Source organism: Fructobacillus fructosus KCTC 3544 (assembly GCF_001438695.1).
Classification (GTDB): domain Bacteria; phylum Bacillota; class Bacilli; order Lactobacillales; family Lactobacillaceae; genus Fructobacillus; species Fructobacillus fructosus.
This window is the reverse complement of record NZ_JQBH01000006.1, coordinates 1-19,445: the sequence shown is the minus strand read 5'-3', so window position 1 is coordinate 19,445 and position 19,445 is coordinate 1. Positions and strand designations below refer to the sequence as shown.

At 44.0% G+C, this 19,445-nt stretch carries 15 protein-coding genes; all 15 read left to right on the top strand.

Features of this window, described 5'->3' with window-relative positions; genetic code table 11:
* The first annotated feature begins 251 nt into the window (after positions 1–251).
* Positions 252–1,289 carry an acyltransferase gene (locus tag IV71_RS03480; protein ID WP_010017847.1) on the top strand — a complete coding sequence of 346 codons (1,038 nt, stop codon included), beginning with the start codon at positions 252–254 and terminating at the stop codon, positions 1,287–1,289.
* 72 nt (positions 1,290–1,361) lie between these two features.
* A complete protein-coding gene (locus tag IV71_RS03475) occupies positions 1,362–2,804 on the top strand; it encodes a flippase (protein ID WP_010017849.1) in 1,443 nt (480 codons plus the stop codon).
* 61 nt (positions 2,805–2,865) lie between these two features.
* Positions 2,866–3,498 carry a sugar transferase gene (locus IV71_RS03470; protein WP_010017850.1) on the top strand — a complete coding sequence of 211 codons (633 nt, stop codon included), beginning with the start codon at positions 2,866–2,868 and terminating at the stop codon, positions 3,496–3,498.
* 25 nt (positions 3,499–3,523) lie between these two features.
* Positions 3,524–4,147: a YveK family protein gene (locus IV71_RS03465; protein ID WP_010017852.1), complete on the top strand. Its 624-nt coding sequence runs from the start codon at positions 3,524–3,526 to the stop codon at positions 4,145–4,147.
* A gap of 9 nt (positions 4,148–4,156) precedes the next feature.
* A complete protein-coding gene (locus IV71_RS03460) occupies positions 4,157–5,551 on the top strand; it encodes a hypothetical protein (protein WP_010017853.1) in 1,395 nt (464 codons plus the stop codon).
* Positions 5,548–6,318, top strand: a complete 771-nt coding sequence (locus IV71_RS03455; protein ID WP_010017854.1) for a DUF4422 domain-containing protein — start codon at positions 5,548–5,550, stop codon at positions 6,316–6,318. Before IV71_RS03460 ends, IV71_RS03455 begins: the two co-directional genes overlap by 4 nt.
* Entirely contained in the window at positions 6,318–7,508 is a 1,191-nt protein-coding gene (glf, locus tag IV71_RS03450) for a UDP-galactopyranose mutase (RefSeq protein WP_010017856.1), read from the top strand. Before IV71_RS03455 ends, glf begins: the two co-directional genes overlap by 1 nt.
* Before the next feature lie 71 nt (positions 7,509–7,579).
* Positions 7,580–8,518: a glycosyltransferase family 2 protein gene (locus IV71_RS03445; protein WP_010017858.1), complete on the top strand. Its 939-nt coding sequence runs from the start codon at positions 7,580–7,582 to the stop codon at positions 8,516–8,518.
* 95 nt (positions 8,519–8,613) lie between these two features.
* On the top strand, positions 8,614–10,281 hold the full coding sequence (locus IV71_RS03440) for a hypothetical protein (RefSeq protein WP_010017859.1): 1,668 nt from the start codon (positions 8,614–8,616) through the stop codon (positions 10,279–10,281).
* A 39-nt stretch (positions 10,282–10,320) separates the two neighbouring features.
* A complete protein-coding gene (locus IV71_RS03435) occupies positions 10,321–12,432 on the top strand; it encodes an integral membrane protein (RefSeq protein ID WP_010017860.1) in 2,112 nt (703 codons plus the stop codon).
* 113 nt (positions 12,433–12,545) lie between these two features.
* Positions 12,546–14,108, top strand: coding sequence for a glycoside hydrolase family 68 protein (locus IV71_RS03430; protein ID WP_010017861.1), 1,563 nt, complete (start codon positions 12,546–12,548; stop codon positions 14,106–14,108).
* A 130-nt stretch (positions 14,109–14,238) separates the two neighbouring features.
* A complete protein-coding gene (locus IV71_RS03425) occupies positions 14,239–15,144 on the top strand; it encodes a glycosyltransferase family 2 protein (RefSeq protein ID WP_010017862.1) in 906 nt (301 codons plus the stop codon).
* A gap of 140 nt (positions 15,145–15,284) precedes the next feature.
* Entirely contained in the window at positions 15,285–15,890 is a 606-nt protein-coding gene (locus IV71_RS03420) for an SAV1803-related protein (RefSeq protein WP_056995013.1), read from the top strand.
* Positions 15,880–17,754, top strand: a complete 1,875-nt coding sequence (locus IV71_RS03415; protein ID WP_010017864.1) for an ATP-dependent nuclease — start codon at positions 15,880–15,882, stop codon at positions 17,752–17,754. The genes IV71_RS03420 and IV71_RS03415 overlap by 11 nt, the downstream gene beginning before the upstream one ends.
* Before the next feature lie 146 nt (positions 17,755–17,900).
* Complete coding sequence (locus IV71_RS03410) at positions 17,901–19,406, top strand: hypothetical protein (protein WP_056995012.1); 1,506 nt, start codon at positions 17,901–17,903, stop codon at positions 19,404–19,406.
* Positions 19,407–19,445: the final 39 nt, after the last annotated feature.

The window sequence follows — 19,445 nt, the reverse complement described above, 5'->3', positions numbered from 1 at the left end:
CGCCAAGCCTGGGGCTACACTTATTGGACAGACATCGACGGTCGTGCGGTTCAGGGTGAACAAACGATTGATGGCAAGCATTATTACTTCGGTAATGACTACACGTACTATCTTCGTTAAAAATAAAGATTTATTTAAAAAGGAAGGGTTTCTCTCTGAGAAGGCCTTCCTTTTTAATCTTTCCTTGTAAAATAGGGTAAAATACAAGTATCGGACAATTTTTATTTGAAATGTTAGGATTAAATGTCATCATGAAACGCTATTACTATATGGATGTTTTGAATATTTTCGCTACTTTCGCAGTGGTGATGCTTCATTCAACTGGCTATGCTTTTTGGAACGTTGGGGATGCACCATGGCGTGAAGCGGTTGTGCTACAGGTTCTCTTTATCTTTGCGGTGCCGGTTTTCTTCATGATTTCGGGTGCCAACTTATTGGATTATCGGTTAAAAGAAGAAACGTCATCCTTTTTTAGGAAGCGTCTGCACCGGATAGCCATTCCCTTTCTTTTTTGGACAATCGTTTGGTTTATCTATCAAAACGTGCAGGAATGGCACCATCCCTGGTCGAGCTGGCATACTTATGCTCGGCTGTTCAATGGCTTGATGCATAATTCCGTCCAGCCAATTTTTTGGTTCTTTTACATTATCATTGGCTTCTACTTATCGGCTCCCTTGTTAACGAAGATTTTCACGGTTGAGAATAAGGCGCTCGTGCAGTACTTGATTGTGCTAAACCTGATCATTAATGGGGTGATTAGCTATTACTACCAGGTGAAACAGCAAGACGACTTTGCCCTCATCGGTGGGTTCAGTATTGGGTTATCAGGATCCATCGTTTTCTTTGCGATTGGTTGGTATCTCAAACATTTTCCTTTGGCTAAACGTCAGACGCACCTGCTGACCATTGCGGGCTTGCTTTCCGTTGTCATCATGATTGTGGCAACGATTGTTCTTTCTGATCGACGGGGACAATACCAGCATCAGGTTTACACAATTTGGGGAATTTTTGGTATCACTTGGTCCGTTGCGGTCTATAATTTATTCCAGCGTTGGTTGATTAATTTCCAACCGAAGCCACGCTTGGCTCGCCTATTGAAGAACGTGGCGGGTGCCTCACTCGGTGTTTACGTCATTCATGACTTTTTTATCGACACTATTAGTCGACAAGGCTTCCTTAAAAATGGTTCGCCAGAACAATTCTATGGCATGCCAGTGCTCGTTTGGTTGTTATCTGTGCTCCTGGTTTTGCTGATTAAAAAGATACCGCTTTTAAAAGAAACGGTGTAAAGTAATTTTTGTTACGACTAATGAAAAGTCATAAAGTAGCACTGTCTACCCAAAATAATAGGTGAAATTTTCATGCAAGTTGCTAAAAACTATCTTTACAACGCGGCTTATCAGCTGCTAAACATTATCGTTCCCATCATTACCTTACCTTATTTGGCACGTGTGCTTGGTAAGGATGGTGTGGGAATTGCTTCCTGGACAAATTCGCTGGTTACGTATTTTTTGTTGATTGCGTCATTAGGAATCGTGACCTATGGATCACGTGAAATTGCCTATGTCCACGAGGACGAAGCCCTTCGCCAAAAGAAATTTTGGGAAATCCAGACCATTCATTTTTTGGCTGGTGGTCTTGCAATCATTCTCTACATTGCCTTTATCTATGCCGGTGGGGCAATGAACAGTCGGATTGAGCATTACCAGCTCTTTCTTTGGTATCAAATTTGGGTGATTTTCTCCGGAATCTTTGACATTTCCTGGTACTTCATGGGCTTGGAAGACTTTAAGAAGACCGTTCTGCGAAACATGTTGATTAAGCTGTTGATGACGGCGTTAATTTTCATTATGGTGAAGACGCCAAACGACGTTGGGGCTTATATTTTGCTGTTGGCCATTTCGCAGGTTGTCGGGAACCTGTCCATGTGGTTCTACCTGATTGGTAAGTTTAAGCTACCAAAACTGTCTTCACTTGACTTGAACATTCATTGGAAGCCGGTCTTTCTCATGTTCTTGCCAACCATTGCCACACAGATTTACCTGCAACTAAACAAAACGATGCTGCCCTTCATCACGGGTTCAACAGCATCATCCGGAATTTACGATAACGCCGACAAGATTATTAAAGTCTGTCTGGCACTGGTCACTTCGGTGGGGATGGTGATGCTGCCCCGGATGTCGGCTCACTTTGCCGCTGGCGAACACGATCAAATGAAAAAAGCCATTCATTCGTCCATGGACTTTGTGTCGGCCATCGCCATTCCACTGGCAGCGGGGATTGCTGCCGTGGGGCCAACGGCCATGCTCTGGTTCTTGGGAAAGTCCTGGGGCGAAGTGGGAACGGCTTTGGTTTTGCTGACACCGATTATTGTCTTTATTGGCTGGTCAAACGTGATTGGCAACCAATTCTTGATTCCAACTAAGCGTTTAAATGACTACACTTGGTCCGTGACCTTTGGCGCCTTGCTGAACATTTTGTTAAACTTCTTCTTCATTTATTTGTGGGGAGTGGCCGGGGCCGCGATTGCAACGGCTTTGTCTGAATTGGCGGTGATTGGCTACCAGCTTGTGGTCACCCGACATGACATGACCGTCTGGGCCCACTTTACCGGCATTTGGCGTTACTTGTTGGCATCGGCCATCATGTATGGTGTTGTCACTGCCTTTGTCTCAACCCATGGCATCGGCATTGTCTCAACAGCCGTTGAAAGTCTGATTGGGATTTCGGTATACCTTCTGGTCTTGCTCTTGCTCCGGGCGCCAATTCTTAATCAGCTCTTAAAACGCACAATCTTCCGCTAATTCTCCCTTTCTGGTATAATTAGCGGTTGTGAACAAAAATAATTAAACGGAGGATGGGGCAGTGAAGAAGCTCTTGTTCTATCGTCTTCCCAAACGTTTATTAGATATTGTGGTGTCCATCGTCGCATTGGTGGTTCTTTCACCGATTTTTCTTATAATCGCGCTCTGGATTAAGTTTTCAGAGGGGACGTCGCATGTTTTCTATAGCCAAGACCGCGTTGGTCAAGGTGGGAAACATTTTAAAATATATAAATTTCAATCAATGGTCGATAATGCGGATGAGATTTTGAAATCAAATCCTGAACTTTATCGAAAATTTGTCGATAACGGCTATAAGTTACCGACAAAGGAAGATCCACGAATTACCAAAATTGGGGCAATTCTGCGGCGAACTTCGTTGGATGAACTTCCTCAATTTGTTAATACATTGATTGGTAATATGTCCATTATTGGTCCTCGACCAGTCGTGGAAAAAGAACTGGTTGAATATGGTAGTCCGGAACGGATCAAAAAGTTTCTATCGGTAAAGCCTGGTGTCTTTGGTCTTTGGCAAGCATCCGGTCGGTCAAACATTGGCTACCCTGAACGTGCTCAAATTGAGCTGGATTACGTTGATCGGGCGAACCTTGGTTTGGACTTTAAGATTATGTTTTTGACAGTCATTGCCATTTTTAAAGGGGACGGCGCTTACTAAAGTGTCTAGAAATAGGAGATACAAAATGGAATTTTCGTTAACGAACTTGTTAAAGCGTTTTATCCGCTACAGCTGGGTCATCGCTTTGATGATGATTATCTTTGCGGGGGCGGGGTTTGCCTACGCCAAGTCTGGTAAGACCATTACGAACTATTCAGCTTCGCGTGATGTCTTAGTGGCCAAGGACAACACGAACGTCAAGGATCCAAATTCCCGTTTCCTGGCTGACAAGTCCATGATTGCCACCTATGAAAAGATTGCTCAAGACGACGCCATCGTTTCGGCTGTCAAGGATGCCTTACCATACAAGTTGTCCAAGTCCGATATTTCCACTGCTGTCAAAGTCGATAACCCAACAGACACGTTGATGCTATCCTTTAAGGCAACGGGCGCAAGCACATACAAGGCCAAGACGTTGGTTAACGTATATGCACAGACTTTTGCCGAAATGGGACCAAAGCTTTACCCTGATATGGCACAGCCTGAATTGATGTCAAAGGCAACTGGTTCCGATGTAACCAAGTCAGCCTTTAAGTCAGCCAAGAAGTTGACGCTCTTTGGTGCCGTGCTCGGTCTTGTTTTGTCAGCCTTTGGTATCATGGTGGCTGGTATTCACGCTAACTACCGTCAAGCAAAGAAGCAGGGATAAGTTTGCCACATGGTTAATTTTCTTCTTCCAATTACATTTTTTTCGAAGAATTATACCAATTCTTTGGCAGAGACCACCGCAATGGTGGCTTTTCCTGTATTTATTCTGATTATTCTCTTACAGCTGTACCGATTTCCCAATCGGTTAGCGAGCATTCGTCCTTCGAAAAGCGCCCTCTACATGGGCATTTTCGTTTGGGCTGTTCAGCTGCTGGTCATGCTCCGTTCCTACGGACAAACAGGTGAAAGCCAGCTAACGTCCGGGCTTTTGCACACGGTCATCGTTTTGGCTGGTTGGACGGCAACGGTTTACGTCGCCTGGGCCGTTATTCAAGTAACGGTCATTAGCGAACGTGATGAGAAGGTCTTTATTAAATCTGGGTTGATTGCACTCTTTTTCTACCTTCTCCTCGTGGTCCTACCGCAGGTGATGGTGACCATCGGTCTTCACCGCTTGGACCACTACGTGAACGTCATTGCCAAAGTCTTTGAACGGCATTGGAAGATGCACGGGCAGGGCTATAACTTTTATGCCAATGGTTCTTATGCTACGACGGAAAACCGTGTGAACGGCTTTGAACCTGAAGCGGCCTTTCTTGCCAATTTATTGGGCGTGACTTATTTGCCCATTTTGATCGGGTTAACGACCACCAAGCAAAAGATTTGGAACTGGACAAAGACCCGTTGGGCCGCTGTGTCGTTGAACGTTTTCTTTGCCTTCGTTCTCTTCGTGGTGCTGTTATTGGCGAAGACGACCACTGGTATTTTGACCGCGGTCATTGCCTACTTGCTCTGGATTGTTTGGGCAAAGGGCGGACAGCGTTACTTCCTGGTCGCGATGGCGTTTACTGGTGTTGCCGTGCTGGCCTTGGCCTACTTGAAAGTCCCAACGATCCACAACTTGCTCAACCAGTTCCTCTTTGCAAAGGGGGGAACTGATAACCGCTTAGGTGGAACAATTGGTCTCTTGTTGACCTTCGTTACCCATCCCTTGGTGGGCGTTGGTTATGGCTTTACTTCGTATTACATCATTCAAAATGTGCCGGAAGCAACGACGCACAACTTTGAATTTCAACAGGTATACTCACAGTATGGTTACCCAAACCTTTCGGACTTCTTGGGGTGGTTTGCCGCCTTTGGGTTGATTATCATGGTTCCCGCCTTCTTCCTACTTTTCCGCCTGGTAGCCCGTACGTACTTTGTTAAGTACCGCCTGGCCTACTTGGCTTTGTCGGATGAGGAAAAGTCGTGGAGTCGCGCTCTGATCATTGCCTTTCTGACGATGATCGTGTTGGCAGCCTTCTCATCAATTTTCGTGATTCAGGTCTTTCTTTGGCCGTACCTGTTGATGTTTTTCTTATACCGTAAGCACATACTGCGTCTTGAACAGGAGATACAAAAATGACGGTTTACGTAGCAACTCATAAAGTTTATGACATTCCATCGGATGGCTGCTACCAACCAATCATGGTTGGGTCAGCCATCCGAGAGTCCATACCCGCGAATTATCTCCGTGATGATAGTGGGGAGAACATTTCCAAAAAGAATCCGAATTTCAACGAACTGACGGCCATTTATTGGGCTTGGAAGAACAGTCAGTCGGACATCGTCGGGCTGATGCATTACCGCCGGTACTTGGGGTTGAAGAAATCCCATCTTCCAGCTGATCGTTTGACGAAGGCACAGATGGAAGCGCTCTTACGAAAGTATGACGTGATTTTACCCAAAGCCCGTAATTACTTCATTGAAAATCAGCGCAATCACTACCTGCATGCCCATGCCAACGAACCCTACTTCATCATGGAAAAGGTGATTCGTGATGACTACCCAGACTTTTATCCAGCCTTTCAGGAAATGGAAAAGTCGACCAAGGCCCACCTCTTCAACATGTTTGTGATGAAGCGCGCGGTCTTTGATGATTACGCAACCTTCCTCTTTGGTGTTTTGGAAAAAGTCGAGCAACAGGTCGACTTATCCACACTCGAGGGGCAGGACCTGCGGGTCTTCGGCTTCCTCTCGGAACGCTTGATGGACACATGGCTCCACACACGAGGTTATTCCTACGTGGAAGAGCCGGTCATCTCGTTGGACAAGACGAATTGGTTGGATAAGGGAACCCAGTTCCTGAAGCGAAAGTTTTTCCCTAACGCAAAGAAAAAGGTGCATTTCTAATGACTAATAAATTTAACACAAAGAACTACGATTACTTGATTGTCGGTGCCGGACCTTTCGGTATGACTTTTGCCTACGAAGCAGCTAAGCGCGGTAAGCGTTCATTGGTTGTTGAAAAGCGGGCCTTCATTGGAGGAAACACACACACGCACGTCGAAGACGGTATTACGGTGCACGACTTTGGTGCGCACATCTTCCACACGGACAACAAGATGGTTTGGGATTACGTTCGTCAGTTCGCTGAATTCAACGGCTTCCAAAACCAGGTGATTGCCAACTACAACGGTAAGCTTTACAACTTGCCATTTAACATGAACACCTTCTACCAAATGTGGGGAACGAAGACGCCTGACGAGGCCAAGGCCAAGATTGAAGAACAAAAGGCTGCCGCTTTGAAGGAATTGGGCGATCGTCAACCACGTAACTTGGAAGAACAAGCCATTTCCTTGATTGGTACAGACATCTACAAGGCCTTGATCAAGGGTTACACGGAAAAGCAATGGGGCCGTAAGGCAACAGAATTGCCAGCCTTCATCATCAAGCGTTTGCCAGTTCGTTTTATTTATGACAACAACTACTTTAATCACCGCTACCAGGGAATTCCTGTCGGTGGATACACGCAAATCTTTGAGCACATGGTTGAGCGGGCCGACGGCTTGATTGACGTCATGACGAATACGGATTTCTTTGACCACAAGGATGAATTCTTGGCAGAATTCCCGAAGGTTTTGTACACGGGAATGATTGATCAGTTCTTCGATTACAAGCACGGTGAATTGGAATACCGTTCATTGCGCTTTGAATCTGAAACCATTGATTCTGATAACTACCAAGGAAACGCCGTTATTAACTACACGGATGCGGAAACACCATTTACCCGTCAAATGGAATGGCGTCACTTTGATGGCTTGGCCGACGAAGGAAAGACCATCATCACGCGTGAATACCCACAAGATTGGGACCGCACGAAGGAAGCTTACTACCCAGTTAACAACGAGAAGAACACGGAATTGTACAAGAAGTACGTCCAGGAAGCTCGTGAAAACGCCCCTGAAGTGATGTTTGGTGGTCGTTTGGGTAAGTACCGTTACTTCGACATGGATCAGGTCTTCAACGATGCCTTGAACACGGTTCGCCAAGAATTTGGGATCGATGACGACTTTAACTTTGCTCACGACGAAGTGAAGTAATCCGTTTTTAAATTTAAAAGTCACCAGCTGGTGACGTACATAAGCATTTACTTAAAAAAGGAGAGAAGCCAATGACAGACGGACAAGTGCCAACGTTATCCATTGTTGTCCCCGTTCACAACGAAGAGGCAACCATCCAAATTTTCTATGATGCTATCCAAGAAATTCTCCCGAAGCTTAACGCTCGGGTCGACTACCACTTCATTGATGATGGCTCAACGGACCGGACCTTGCCCATCTTGCGTGAACTTTCAAAGACGGATTCGAGCGTCCATTACGTGTCCTTTTCCCGTAACTTTGGAAAGGAGGCGGGCCTCTACGCTGGTCTCGAACAGTCTAAGGGTGACTACGTTGCCGTGATGGACGTCGATTTACAGGATCCACCGGAATTGTTACCGGAAATGCTTTCAGGTGTTGAATCGGGCGAATACGATGCCGTCGGCACCCGCCGTGCGGATCGTAAGGGAGAGGCCCCTCTCCGTTCTTGGTTCTCTTCACAGTTCTACAAGTGGATGAACAAGATGTCTCAGACCCAATTGGTCGATGGGGCCCGTGACTACCGGGTGATGTCGCGCCAAATGGTGAACGCCATCCTTTCCATGTCTGAGAACCAACGTTTCTCGAAGGGAATCTTTACTTGGGTTGGTTTCAAAACGAAGTACATTCCTTTTGAAAACCGTGAACGTGTGGCTGGCAATACTTCTTGGTCTTTTTGGTCCTTGACGAAGTATGCCATTGAGGGGATTGTTTCCTTTTCAACGGTGCCACTGACGGTGGTGACCTTGCTAGGCATTTTGACTTTTGGCGCTTCACTTTTGGCTGGGATTTTCATCGTTATTCGGGCGCTGGTTTCGAATACCTCAGTCGCTGGTTGGCCATCCATGGTCACGATCATTCTCTTTATTGGGGGGATTCAGATGTTGTCCCTTGGGATTATCGGGCGCTACATTGCGGCCATTTTCTTGGAGACAAAGCGTCGCCCCATTTTCATTGCAAAAGAAGAAAAGTAGTCGTTGCTGGCAGACTTGGAGTGTTATAAGACGCTTCAGTCTGCCTTTGTATCTTATTTAGGATTACATTCTCAAAACATCGATTGGAAAAAGTCATGCTAACAAAAATTCGGTTAAAATACGAAGAATCCGCTAAAGTTCATCTTTTACTGGATGTGCTCTTGATGCTGCTGTTGGCGGCGGTTGCGGTTATCCCTGCATTTACCGGCCACTACTACAACGCCTCATCGGACGCCTTTTACCACTTAGACCGCTTTGAGAATATTTATCAAGCCCTCAAGTCCGGTCACTTGCCCTCCTTATTCAATTTTGCTTATTCACCAAGTAATAGTCGGGTTGGGGTGGCCATTAATGCGATTTATCCTTGGATTCCGGGACTGATTTTTGTCTTGCCTCGTTTTCTGATTGCCAATCCAATCGTTGCCTTGGCCGTTGGTTTCGTTATTTTAAATTTGTTGACCATGCTGAGCGCACGTGTCTTAATGCAGACGCTAACGAAACGTGATTGGTTGATTTGGTTTGGAATCATCCTGTACCAGTTCAACAATTTCCATTTTGTTGACCTTTACACCCGTTCCGCTTTTGGTGAGAGTTTTGCCTATGCCTGGCTACCCTTGGTCGTTGCCGGTGTGATCCAGATTAATGAAAAGCGGCCATCTGGTAAGTACTGGTTGGGCTTGGGAATGGGGATGATTATCAATAGCCACGTGCTCACGCTGCTCTTTGCTCTGGGCTTTGTTGCGCTTTATGAAATCATCATCTGTTTCACCAAACAGTTATCGCTACAAAAGCTGTGGGCGCTGCTTCAAGCAGCAGGGCTGGCCTTGTTAGTTGGGTTATACTCCATTGTTAACCTGGTTAGTCTGTATGCGAATGCCAAGTTTGTGGAACCCGACCGTTACTTATTTGTGGTCGACCCCTGGTCCTTCTTACAGGCTTTTGTTCAAAATGATATGCGAGACACAGCTTATTGGGCCTACGGTTTGCCCCTTTTGCTGCTTCAAGTGGTCCTCACGGTTGCGGTGTTTAAATCGGCACGTTTCAAGCAGTGGGGTGCTTGGATTATCGCAGGGGATGCTTTAACGATTGCGCTCTTCAACTGGTGGCCCTGGGACAAGTTTTCGAACTCAGCGATTTCGTTGATCCAGTTTTTGGGTCGTTTGAACTCATTGATTGTCCTTTGCATCATCGTGGCGACCGTACTTTACTTTGCGCAACGGCCAGTCAGGGGCAAGTGGAAAATCCTGCTTGTCGAAGGACTGGTTTGCGCCTTGTCCTTGTCAGGGACCTACCACATTCACCAGCAGTTCTTAGGTAGTAGCGTTTACCATGACCGCTTGGAAGCGAAAACGTATGATGAACAATTGACGAATCGCTATTCGTTTTCCGATTACCTACCGGTTGATAAGCAAACGAAAAAAGTCGATTACGAGACAAATTCACCAGAAAATGCCCAGCTAAAAGAAACCAAACGCACTTACAACAGCATTACCTTTAACGTTCAGACCAATGGTTTGGCAGCGGTGAACCTGCCCGTGGTCACTTACCGCCACATTAACTATGCGATTTTAGTCAATGGTAAAGTCGTTTCCAGCCAGTCGGAGAACCAACCCCGACTTGTGTTGGCAGCCGGAACTTACACAGTGTCGGTTCAAGCGAAGAGTTCGGTTCATCCCGTGCTTTTGAGCATTTCGTTCCTGTCGATTTTGTTCATTCTGGTTGTTCTTGTCTATCGTCGGTACCGGTCAAAGAGACTTTCTTAAATCAATTGTCTGCAAGTAATAACACAAAGAGGAAGAAAGATGCACCGTTTATTGAATCGAAAATTCTTTACATGGCCAGTGATTGGTGTCGCCATTGTCATGTTTTTGTCTTTGATCTTCGTGGCTTGTTTTCGTTACCCGGAAACGGGCTTTCGGATCGGACAATCAAGTTTCTTACCGGCTACTTTTCGAATTGGTGCCGTTCTTTCGCTCATTGTTCTTTTGTTTGGACTCCGGGAACGGCGGGCAAAGCTTTCTAGAAGGGGAATTGCTCTTTTCATCACCCTGGGCCTGCTCTGCCAACTGGTCTTTTTGCTGACTTTCTCGCGGTCGGTCTATTCAGACACTGGCTATGTGATGACCATGGTGGGGCGCTTGTTAGATGGGCAGCATCATTGGTACCAATATTTTTACTTTTATCCCAACAACGTTAACGTTACCTTGTTTTGGGCCATGTGCTTAGCGCCCTTCAAGTGGTTGGGTGTGACGAAGTTTTTCTTCCTGGTCCGCTTACTGCAGTTGCTCTTCTTGGACCTCGCCCTCTTTTATTTCGGCACTTCATTTAACAAAGTCAAGCAAAACGCCGGGTGGCTCGTGGTCATCCTGTCCTTGTTCTACTTGCCATTACTGACCTACATCGTCTTTCCCTATAATGATTTAATCGCTGTTGCAACAATTTTTGCTGTGCTCGGCTCCTTTATTCGCTTGTCCTTAGCCAAGACCCGGAAGGGACAAACTGGTCAATTAGTGGTGATGATGCTGTTGATGGCGGCAGGGATTGTGGTTCGGCAAAATTCGGTGATTATCCTCATTGCCCTATTATTAACACTGCTTTTTGTCTCTAAAATTAGCCGTAAAATGAAGGCGTTAGCGGTTGTCCTGGGACTTTCCCTAACGTTGCTTGGGACCGTTGGCATGAAGTCTGTGCAGCATCAGGTGGGCTACGTCAGTCAGCCCAGTTTGGTAACGCCGTCAATCCGCTATGTCAACATGTCTTGGAACCCACAAACGAGTGGTGAAATTAACGGACCGGATTCTGGCATGTATGGCGATTTGCCAAAGGATGAACGTGCTAAGAAAATCACGGCGGAGTTCAAGCAACGCTTGAAAACGCTTGGGGTTAAGGGGATTGCGAAGCACTTGCTGAAAAAGGAAACCTTCCAATTTGCCTTGGCCTATTCAAACCAGGACATGGCAAAGATGCAGGTAACGGGACTGGTCAAGCATGAGTGGCAGGTGCCAAGCCTTTTGGGCTATCTGGGCAACCTCTTTCAACCGGTTTACATTCTGATGGTGGTGGCAGCTCTTTATGTCAACTGGCTGCTCTTGAGGAAAAAGAAGGTTTTGAGTGAACTCATGACCGCGCTCGTTCTCTTTGCGGACTTGAGTATTTTGGGCGTCTTCACTTTCCACGTCTTCTTGTGGGAGGTGCGTGACCGCTACGCACTACCAGCAGTGCCGTTCTTACTGATGCTTGCCGTCATTGCCTGGCTGGCCTTTAAGGAACAAAAGTCAGCCAATCAACCAAGAAAACAGGTCGTTCTGCCTGGCTTAGCAACCGTCAGCCTGCTCTGCCTGTTGCTTGGCTTCGGGAACGGGTTCCGACAATTTACGGCCACTGAAACGAAGATTGGAAACGTCTACGCTTCCGGCTTTGATTTCTATACGGAAGACGGTCGGCAAGAAGCCACAGTTCAGCCTGGCCACCACTACCAAACCAGTTCATTCAAATTGAAAGACACCGCCACGAACTTTGCTTTCACGCTAGGTGACGTCACTGAGGCAGAGGCCAAGGATTTGTCCCTGACCTTAACCAACTTAGCCACGAACCAAGTTTATTCAATTCAGCCAAAAGTCGGTTTGAATAGCCTCGATGAAACCTTCGCTAAGGGTAATTATCGACTCGACCTTGTCAATGAAGGCAAGCAGGCCATCAAGACGACTTTCCTACAACAGTTAGGCACAACGAATCTGCAAGGACCGGTTGTGAAAGATAACGGTCAGAAGGTGACTGGCTTGAACTTTGTCTATGACTTTGGAACGGTGAAAAAAGCCGATCGGGTCAGCCCGCTTGCTTACGCTAGCTTGTTCGTGCTCTTTGTTTTCACGCTTGCTATTTCTTGTGTTTTTATAAAGATTAAACGAAAATAACCGGTCTGTCAGTTTTTCCTAGTTATTTTATTTAATTCTCGTTATAATATTATCTGATACTAGTAGGTCTTACTCTGAGGCCTACTTTTCTTTTGGATAAGGGAGTTAAAAAAATGCAACATCGCCACACAACAAAAAAGAAGTTTCACTTAAGCAAGCGAAACTTTTGGATTCTTTTTGTTCTCTTTTTGTTGATTGCCGCAGCTGCTGGTTTTGGTTACCAACACCGTCACCGTATTCGGGTGGCCTATAACCAACTTGGCGTCGCCAAGTTTACCCGTGCTGATATGACGTCCGTTCAGTCGTCAATGACGAAGAGCAATAATCAACGGTCACCACAGTTTACCGAGAATAAATTATTGAGTGACGTACCAAGTAGTCGGTATTACGACACCAAGACTGGTCAGTGGGATAAAGTGGCTGTCTGGGATTCTTGGCCAGTGACCAAGCCCGATGGCACGGTCGCGAACTTCCATGGCTATCGACTGGTAATGGGATTGACCTCCAAGGGGCAACGAGTCGATGTCAACGGAGTGAAGATTGGTCTGTACGCCCAAAAAATTTCAGATAATGAATCTGACATCAGTTCTTGGCAGTACCTGGGGGACGTCTTTGAAACTTCTGGTGAAGGGCACAGCGGCAAGAAGGATGAGTACCTCGATATGCTGAAGAGTGAGTGGTCTGGTTCCACAACCATGATGCACGAAAACGATACAACACTCCGTGTCTTTTACACGAACGCCATTGTGAATGGTAACCAGGCGCAGGCTTTGACCACCGCGAAGGTTCAACTGGATCCAGCCGATGGTTTCGACTGGAACTCTGGTTTGACAATCAACCACGAGAAGGCCAGCGACCACAAGACGGTTTTTGTGGGGGATGGCAAGATTTACGAAACGTATGACCAAGCTGCCAAAAACAAGGGCAAGGTGGAAGATTCCTTTGCCATGCGTGACCCACACTTCGTTGTCGATGGTGACAAGTACTACCTGACCTTTGAAGGAAACACCGCCCGTGATTCCGGTGAACAGGGGGCAGCGAACTTTAAGAACTATAGCTACTTCGGTAACTATTCCTTCTACAAGAAGGACCTGAATCGAATCAAGTCCAACGTGAATTCCAACGAGTACGACCGCGCTTATCAAGCCAACGCTGCTCTTGGAAAGCTTGAGCTGAACAAGGACTTTACGGTGAAGAAAGTCATGAAACCGATGGTGACGGCTAACGCCACCCTTGATATCATGGAGCGGCCAAACCTCTTTGAATACAAGGGCAAGTGGTACCTCTTTACTTGCTTCACGGGAAAGAGCTTGTCAACGAACGATCCATATTTGATTAACAAGAACTACATGTTTGGTTATGTATCAGATAACGGCATTAACGGAACGTACAAGCCTTTGAACGGTAACGGTTTGGTTTTGCAGGGAAACCTGGCGGAATCCGACCCGGCTTATAGTTATGCCTACCTAGTCGTTCGACCAGAAAAGGTGGTCAATGACCAGTTCGTCGTCACGGCTTTCCAACAGAGTCATACCTTTGCCCCAAGTTACATTATGCAAATCAAGGGACACAAGACTAAGATGATTACAAACAAGGTCTTGGACCAGGGGGCTTTGAATCTTGATGGTAAAACCTATAAGGCAACCGCTCAGGATGATACGCCTACGAACAAGTAGTCTGTCGATTTATTAAAAATTTAGTAACTTTTCTAGGAGCAGCCGAACAATCGTCCGGCTGCTCTTTCTTTATGCTATAATTTTATTGCCAATAATTTGGAATTATATTGATTAAGAGGAATTGTATACCATGACTGAACAAAAGAAGGTTTCAGCGATTGTTGTTACCTATAACCGTTTGGATCTTTTGAAGCAAAGCATCGAGGCCTTGCTTAACCAAGAATATAAGTTGTCCCACATCATCGTTGTTGATAACAACAGTGAAAACGATACCAAGGAATACTTGGAATCACTTGGGGATAAGATTGATTACCTCCGCTTGCCCGAAAACATCGGTGGCGCTGGTGGCTTTAACAAGGGAATCCGTTACTTCATGGAAGAAACGGAAGACGACTACATGTGGATCATGGATGACGACACGATGGCCCATCCCGATTCATTGAAGGCCTTGATGGATTACGCCTCAACGAACGATGATTTCTCATTCCTTTCATCAAAGGTTTTGTGGAAAGACGGTGGCTTGGCTAAGATGAACGTTATGGGGTACATGAACGGTCGTCGCATTCCCGATTCCGAAACCAATGTCGTTCAAACACGGAACGCTACTTTCGTTTCTCTCTTGGTTGCCCGTGACTGTGTTGCCAAAGTCGGCTTGCCAATTGTGGACTTCTTCATCTGGGGTGACGACATTGAATATACGGAACGTCTCGCCCGCATCCGTCCCGGATACTTCGTGCCAGCCTCAAAGGTAACCCACGCTACCAAGGCCAACGTCGGCTCCTCTTTGAAGTCCGACTCCGCCGACCGGACGCCCCGTTACTTCTACCACTACCGAAACAAGATGTACTACGCCCGCCAACGTGGCCTCTACCGTAAGCTTCGTGCCGAAGCCCGCCCTTGGTTGGACTACATCGACATTTTCTTCTCCAACACCGACAACAAAAAAGAAAAGCTCGCCATCATCCGCAAAGGTGTCAAGGCCGGTTTCAAATTCAACCCATCCGTTGAATTTGCCCAAGACAAGAAGAACAAATAACGTCTTTTAATTTTCATTTAGTATTCATGTAACATTACTGCAATACTTATGCTATACTGACTAAGTTGAATTCTATCCTACTTCAACATTGTCGTTTGACAGCCGTGAGGCTGTTTTTTTATTTAATATTGGAAAGAAAAATGATAAGTTCAGAAAAAAATTTTGCATGGTATAAATCTTTAATAAGTAAAAACATGTCTTATATGGAAGCCGTTCATAGTTTAAAAAAAAGATATTCAGCAGTAGGGAAACCCTATTTTTATAAGGAAAATTTTGAGAACGTTGTTAAAGGGGACGACGTTAAGTTGCGCAAGCGCAGAAAAAATAGCAAAAAAGGTTTATACATACACCATATTTTAGAAAAGGAATTTAGTAATCTTTCTTCGAAGTCAGGAATAAAAAATAACAAGATCGTTTTCGAGTCTAAGAAAGAAGAATTATTTTCAAATCAAGTGGAATACTTTGTTACACAAATTCCTGATAATCTGGTTTTCTGTGATGTTTTAGAACATATGATTTTACATGCTAAATCATCATATGAATTTAATGGTCAAGGCAAAGAAGGATATCTAGCATTAAGGGGAAAATGTAAAAAATGGTTTCCAATTGCACAAGAAGATCTTGTTGAATATGGGGATAGTTTTAGCGAAAAAAATCATTATAACGAAATAAAAATTTCTCGTAAAAATATTCAAGAATTGATTAGAGAATGTGACTTAATGATGGGAGATAGTAATGAAAATTAAATCAGTTCATATTAAAAATTTCAGAAGTATATACGATCAAAAAATTATTTTTTATAATATCACAAATTTTGTTGGTCCAAATGGAGCTGGTAAGTCTACAATTCTATATGCATTGGATTGGTTTTTTAACGGTAATAAATATACACAGCTATCCGAAAAAGATGCTACATTTGGACATTCTAAGGAAAATATTGAGGTTAGTGTTACTTTCGATAATTTGACAGATTATGACCGTGAAATAATTGGGTCACAATATGTAAATGACGATTCAAATGAGTTTACGGTGTGGAGAATACACAAAATGTTGTCTGATGAGGAAATTCTTTCAGCCAATGTAAAGGGCTATCCTCCTTTTTCGGAGACTAAAGCTTCAAAAACTGCTACTGAGAAGAAAAATAATTATCAGAAATTAAGAGATAATATGCCAGATTTAGGCTTGCCTGATCGTAAGAGACAGAATGATATTGATGAGGCTCTTAGAGAATGGGAGAATACTCATCCTGAAAACTTAGAAGATATTGAAGAATCGTTAAGTACTAGTTTTAAAGGATTTGCTGGAGAAGGTAGACTTTCTAAGCTTTTTGAATATACATTGGTCAGAGCAGATCTTAGGGCTAACGAGGAAACTGCAGATGTAAAAAAAACATTATTCAGCAATATAATCGAACGTGTAGTTGATAGGCAATTGGCGAGTGAACCCTTACAAGAGCTTTTTGATTCTGTTCAAGATAAAGAAAAAGATATTTATAAAAAATATTATGCTAACCCCTTAAACGAATTAACAAGTGCTCTGAATGAACATTTAAGACAATATAGTGTTGGTAGGAAAGTTAGAATACAACCAGATATCGCTGAAATTTTACCTCCACAAGCAAAATTTAATATTGCTGTCATTGAAGAAAAGTTTAGTTCGAATGTCGAAAACCAAGGGCACGGATTTCAAAGAACATTGCTGATAGCTGCTTTGCAATTGCTGTCCGAAAATGCATCTACTGAAACATCAAAAGAATTGTGTCTTGCTATAGAAGAGCCAGAGTTATATCAACATCCGATTCAACAAAAGCGGTTTGCACATGTTTTAAAAAAATTAACTGCTTCTAGTGAAAAGAAAATTCAAGTTATTTATGCAACTCATTCACCAAATTTTTTAGATGTCGAAAAAATAAACCAAACGTATAAGTTGAAAAGAAATTCTGTTGAAAATGACGATATACATACTGAAATTAATAATATAAGTGATCAAGAATTATTAAATATCAATCCAAATAAGCCTGATCTTATAAAGAACGCATTGGGAAATGAATTAGCTAATGGTATTTTTTCAGAAGGTGTTTTTTTAGTTGAGGGGCCGAATGAAGTGGCGTATATCGATGCCTTAACAGAAAAAACAGATTTACCGTTTTCGTTAAAGGGTATTGAGGTTATAAAATGCCCTAAAACCAATATGCCGTTCTGTATAGATATACTAAAAAAATTAGGCATCCCAATTAAGATAATGTTTGATAACGATAGCGGATTTGAAACACGTATGAAAGAGAAACAAAAGGGGGATGAAAAAAAGACTAAAGAACTTAGAAATCAACATATAAATAATAATAAAAAGATTTTGGAAAAAGTAGGAATTGATATTGATACTGATACTAATGGTTTCATCTTACCTGGTAACTTTGGATATGTCTTTGTAGTTAGTGATACATTAGAAAGTTATTTTTCAGACAATGTAGTGGGATGGGAAAAGTTAATGCAACAGCCTGATGTAAAGAAGAATAGTCGGATATATCAGGAATTTATAAATTCTTCACAGTTGAATGCTTTTCCGAAAGAATTGATTGATTTTATTACAAATGATAAGTTCTTTGTTTAAAAATATAGAAATTTCTATTCTGATTTAAGTCCTTTTTCCTTCCTCTTTCCATTCATGTTACAATTTTAATGTTGATTTAATTTTCAACGATAAATAGAGAAATATTAGAAGTGGAAAATTTCCCTCAATTTTTAAGGAGAGAAGGAATGTCAAAGAGAATCTATACGACTGCCTTGACCATTGCTGCGGCAACTGGTCTTGCAGCATTTGCGAATCAGAAGGTTAGTGCTGATGACAACAATCAGGCGAACTTGAGCCAACAGGTGAACGACGCCAACCAGCAGGTTACTGCAAAAAAGGCAGAACTTGATGCAGCTAACCAGGCTTTGCAAGCAGCGGGTGTTGCCTACAACCAGGCAAAGGCTGATGTAGAGACGGCGACAAAGAACGTTCAACAACAGCAGCAAGCTTCTAACGATGCTGAAACTGCTTTGAAGACAGCCCAAAGTAATTACGATGCCGCGCAACAAAAGGTTGATCAGTTGACGGCTGATTTGGATAAAGTTAAGCAAGCAGCAGATTTCTATACAGATGCTGAGAAGCAGCAAATCAATGACAGCAATGCGACATATACTCGTTTGGCTGAAAAGACAGAATCACTAAGGAACAACATCTATGCGGTTCAACCACAGCAAAAGGCTGATGGGACTTTTGTACCTGGCCAGTTGACTGATGAGGCCATGCAAAATGCTATTGATTGGCTGAATTACTACCGAACGATGTTTGGCTTATCAACCGTGACCTCTGATGCCAATTTGGCAAATGAAGACCAGACGACGGCAGCTGTTGAAGGTGCTATTTATGCCATGACGCACACGTTGAAAGACGATGAAACAAAGCCAGCCAACGTATCTAATTCGGATTGGGATAAAGCAGCAAATGGAGCAGGTAACTCTAACTTGTATCAAACGGGTGGTTATGCCTATGCCTTGCAATACACGATGCGCGGTTGGCTGTTAGATGATAGCAACGCCATGGCCGGCTTCCGTCCGGCAATGGTTGGCCACCGTCAGACGATGTTGAACCCAAGTTCAACGGCTGTTGGATTTGGAACGGCATCTGGGATGACCGCCTTGCAGATGAACCACGATGCGTCCATGCAAATGAGTAAAGATTCAAAGACCATCATTTCTTTCCCTGCTGCTAATCTTTTTCCTGCAAGTTTAGCCAATGGTTCAGATGTTTGTTGGTCTGTTGACTTTGGCTATGGACTCGGTTACAAAATTTCGAATAAGCAGGAAGAATTAGCTGTCACAATCCAAAATACAACGACTGGTCAGACTTTGAACGTTGATAACGATAAGATTTATGACACGAGCTGGTATTCACGTAACGGCTACTCTTCTGTTGCCTTTAATTTTGATAAGAAGAAAATCGATGTCAAAGCAAATAACGCTTACAAAGTCACTGTAAAAACTTCGAAGGGTGATTACAGCTATAACTTTAAGTTGTATGATGACAGCAAGCAATTGCCAACGGCTGATGATATTCAAAAGGCAGAGCAAAATATTGATGCTGCCAAGGCAGACCAAAGCGCTAAAAACGTGCAGTTGAACACGGCCATTGCTAACTCACTCAGCGAAAAGGAAAACTTGAAGGTTGCAAATGGTGAGTTAGCCCGTAAGCAAACGGTTTTGCTCGTATGTCAATAAGTTAGACACTTTTTTTACATCACTAGGTTCGATTCATAG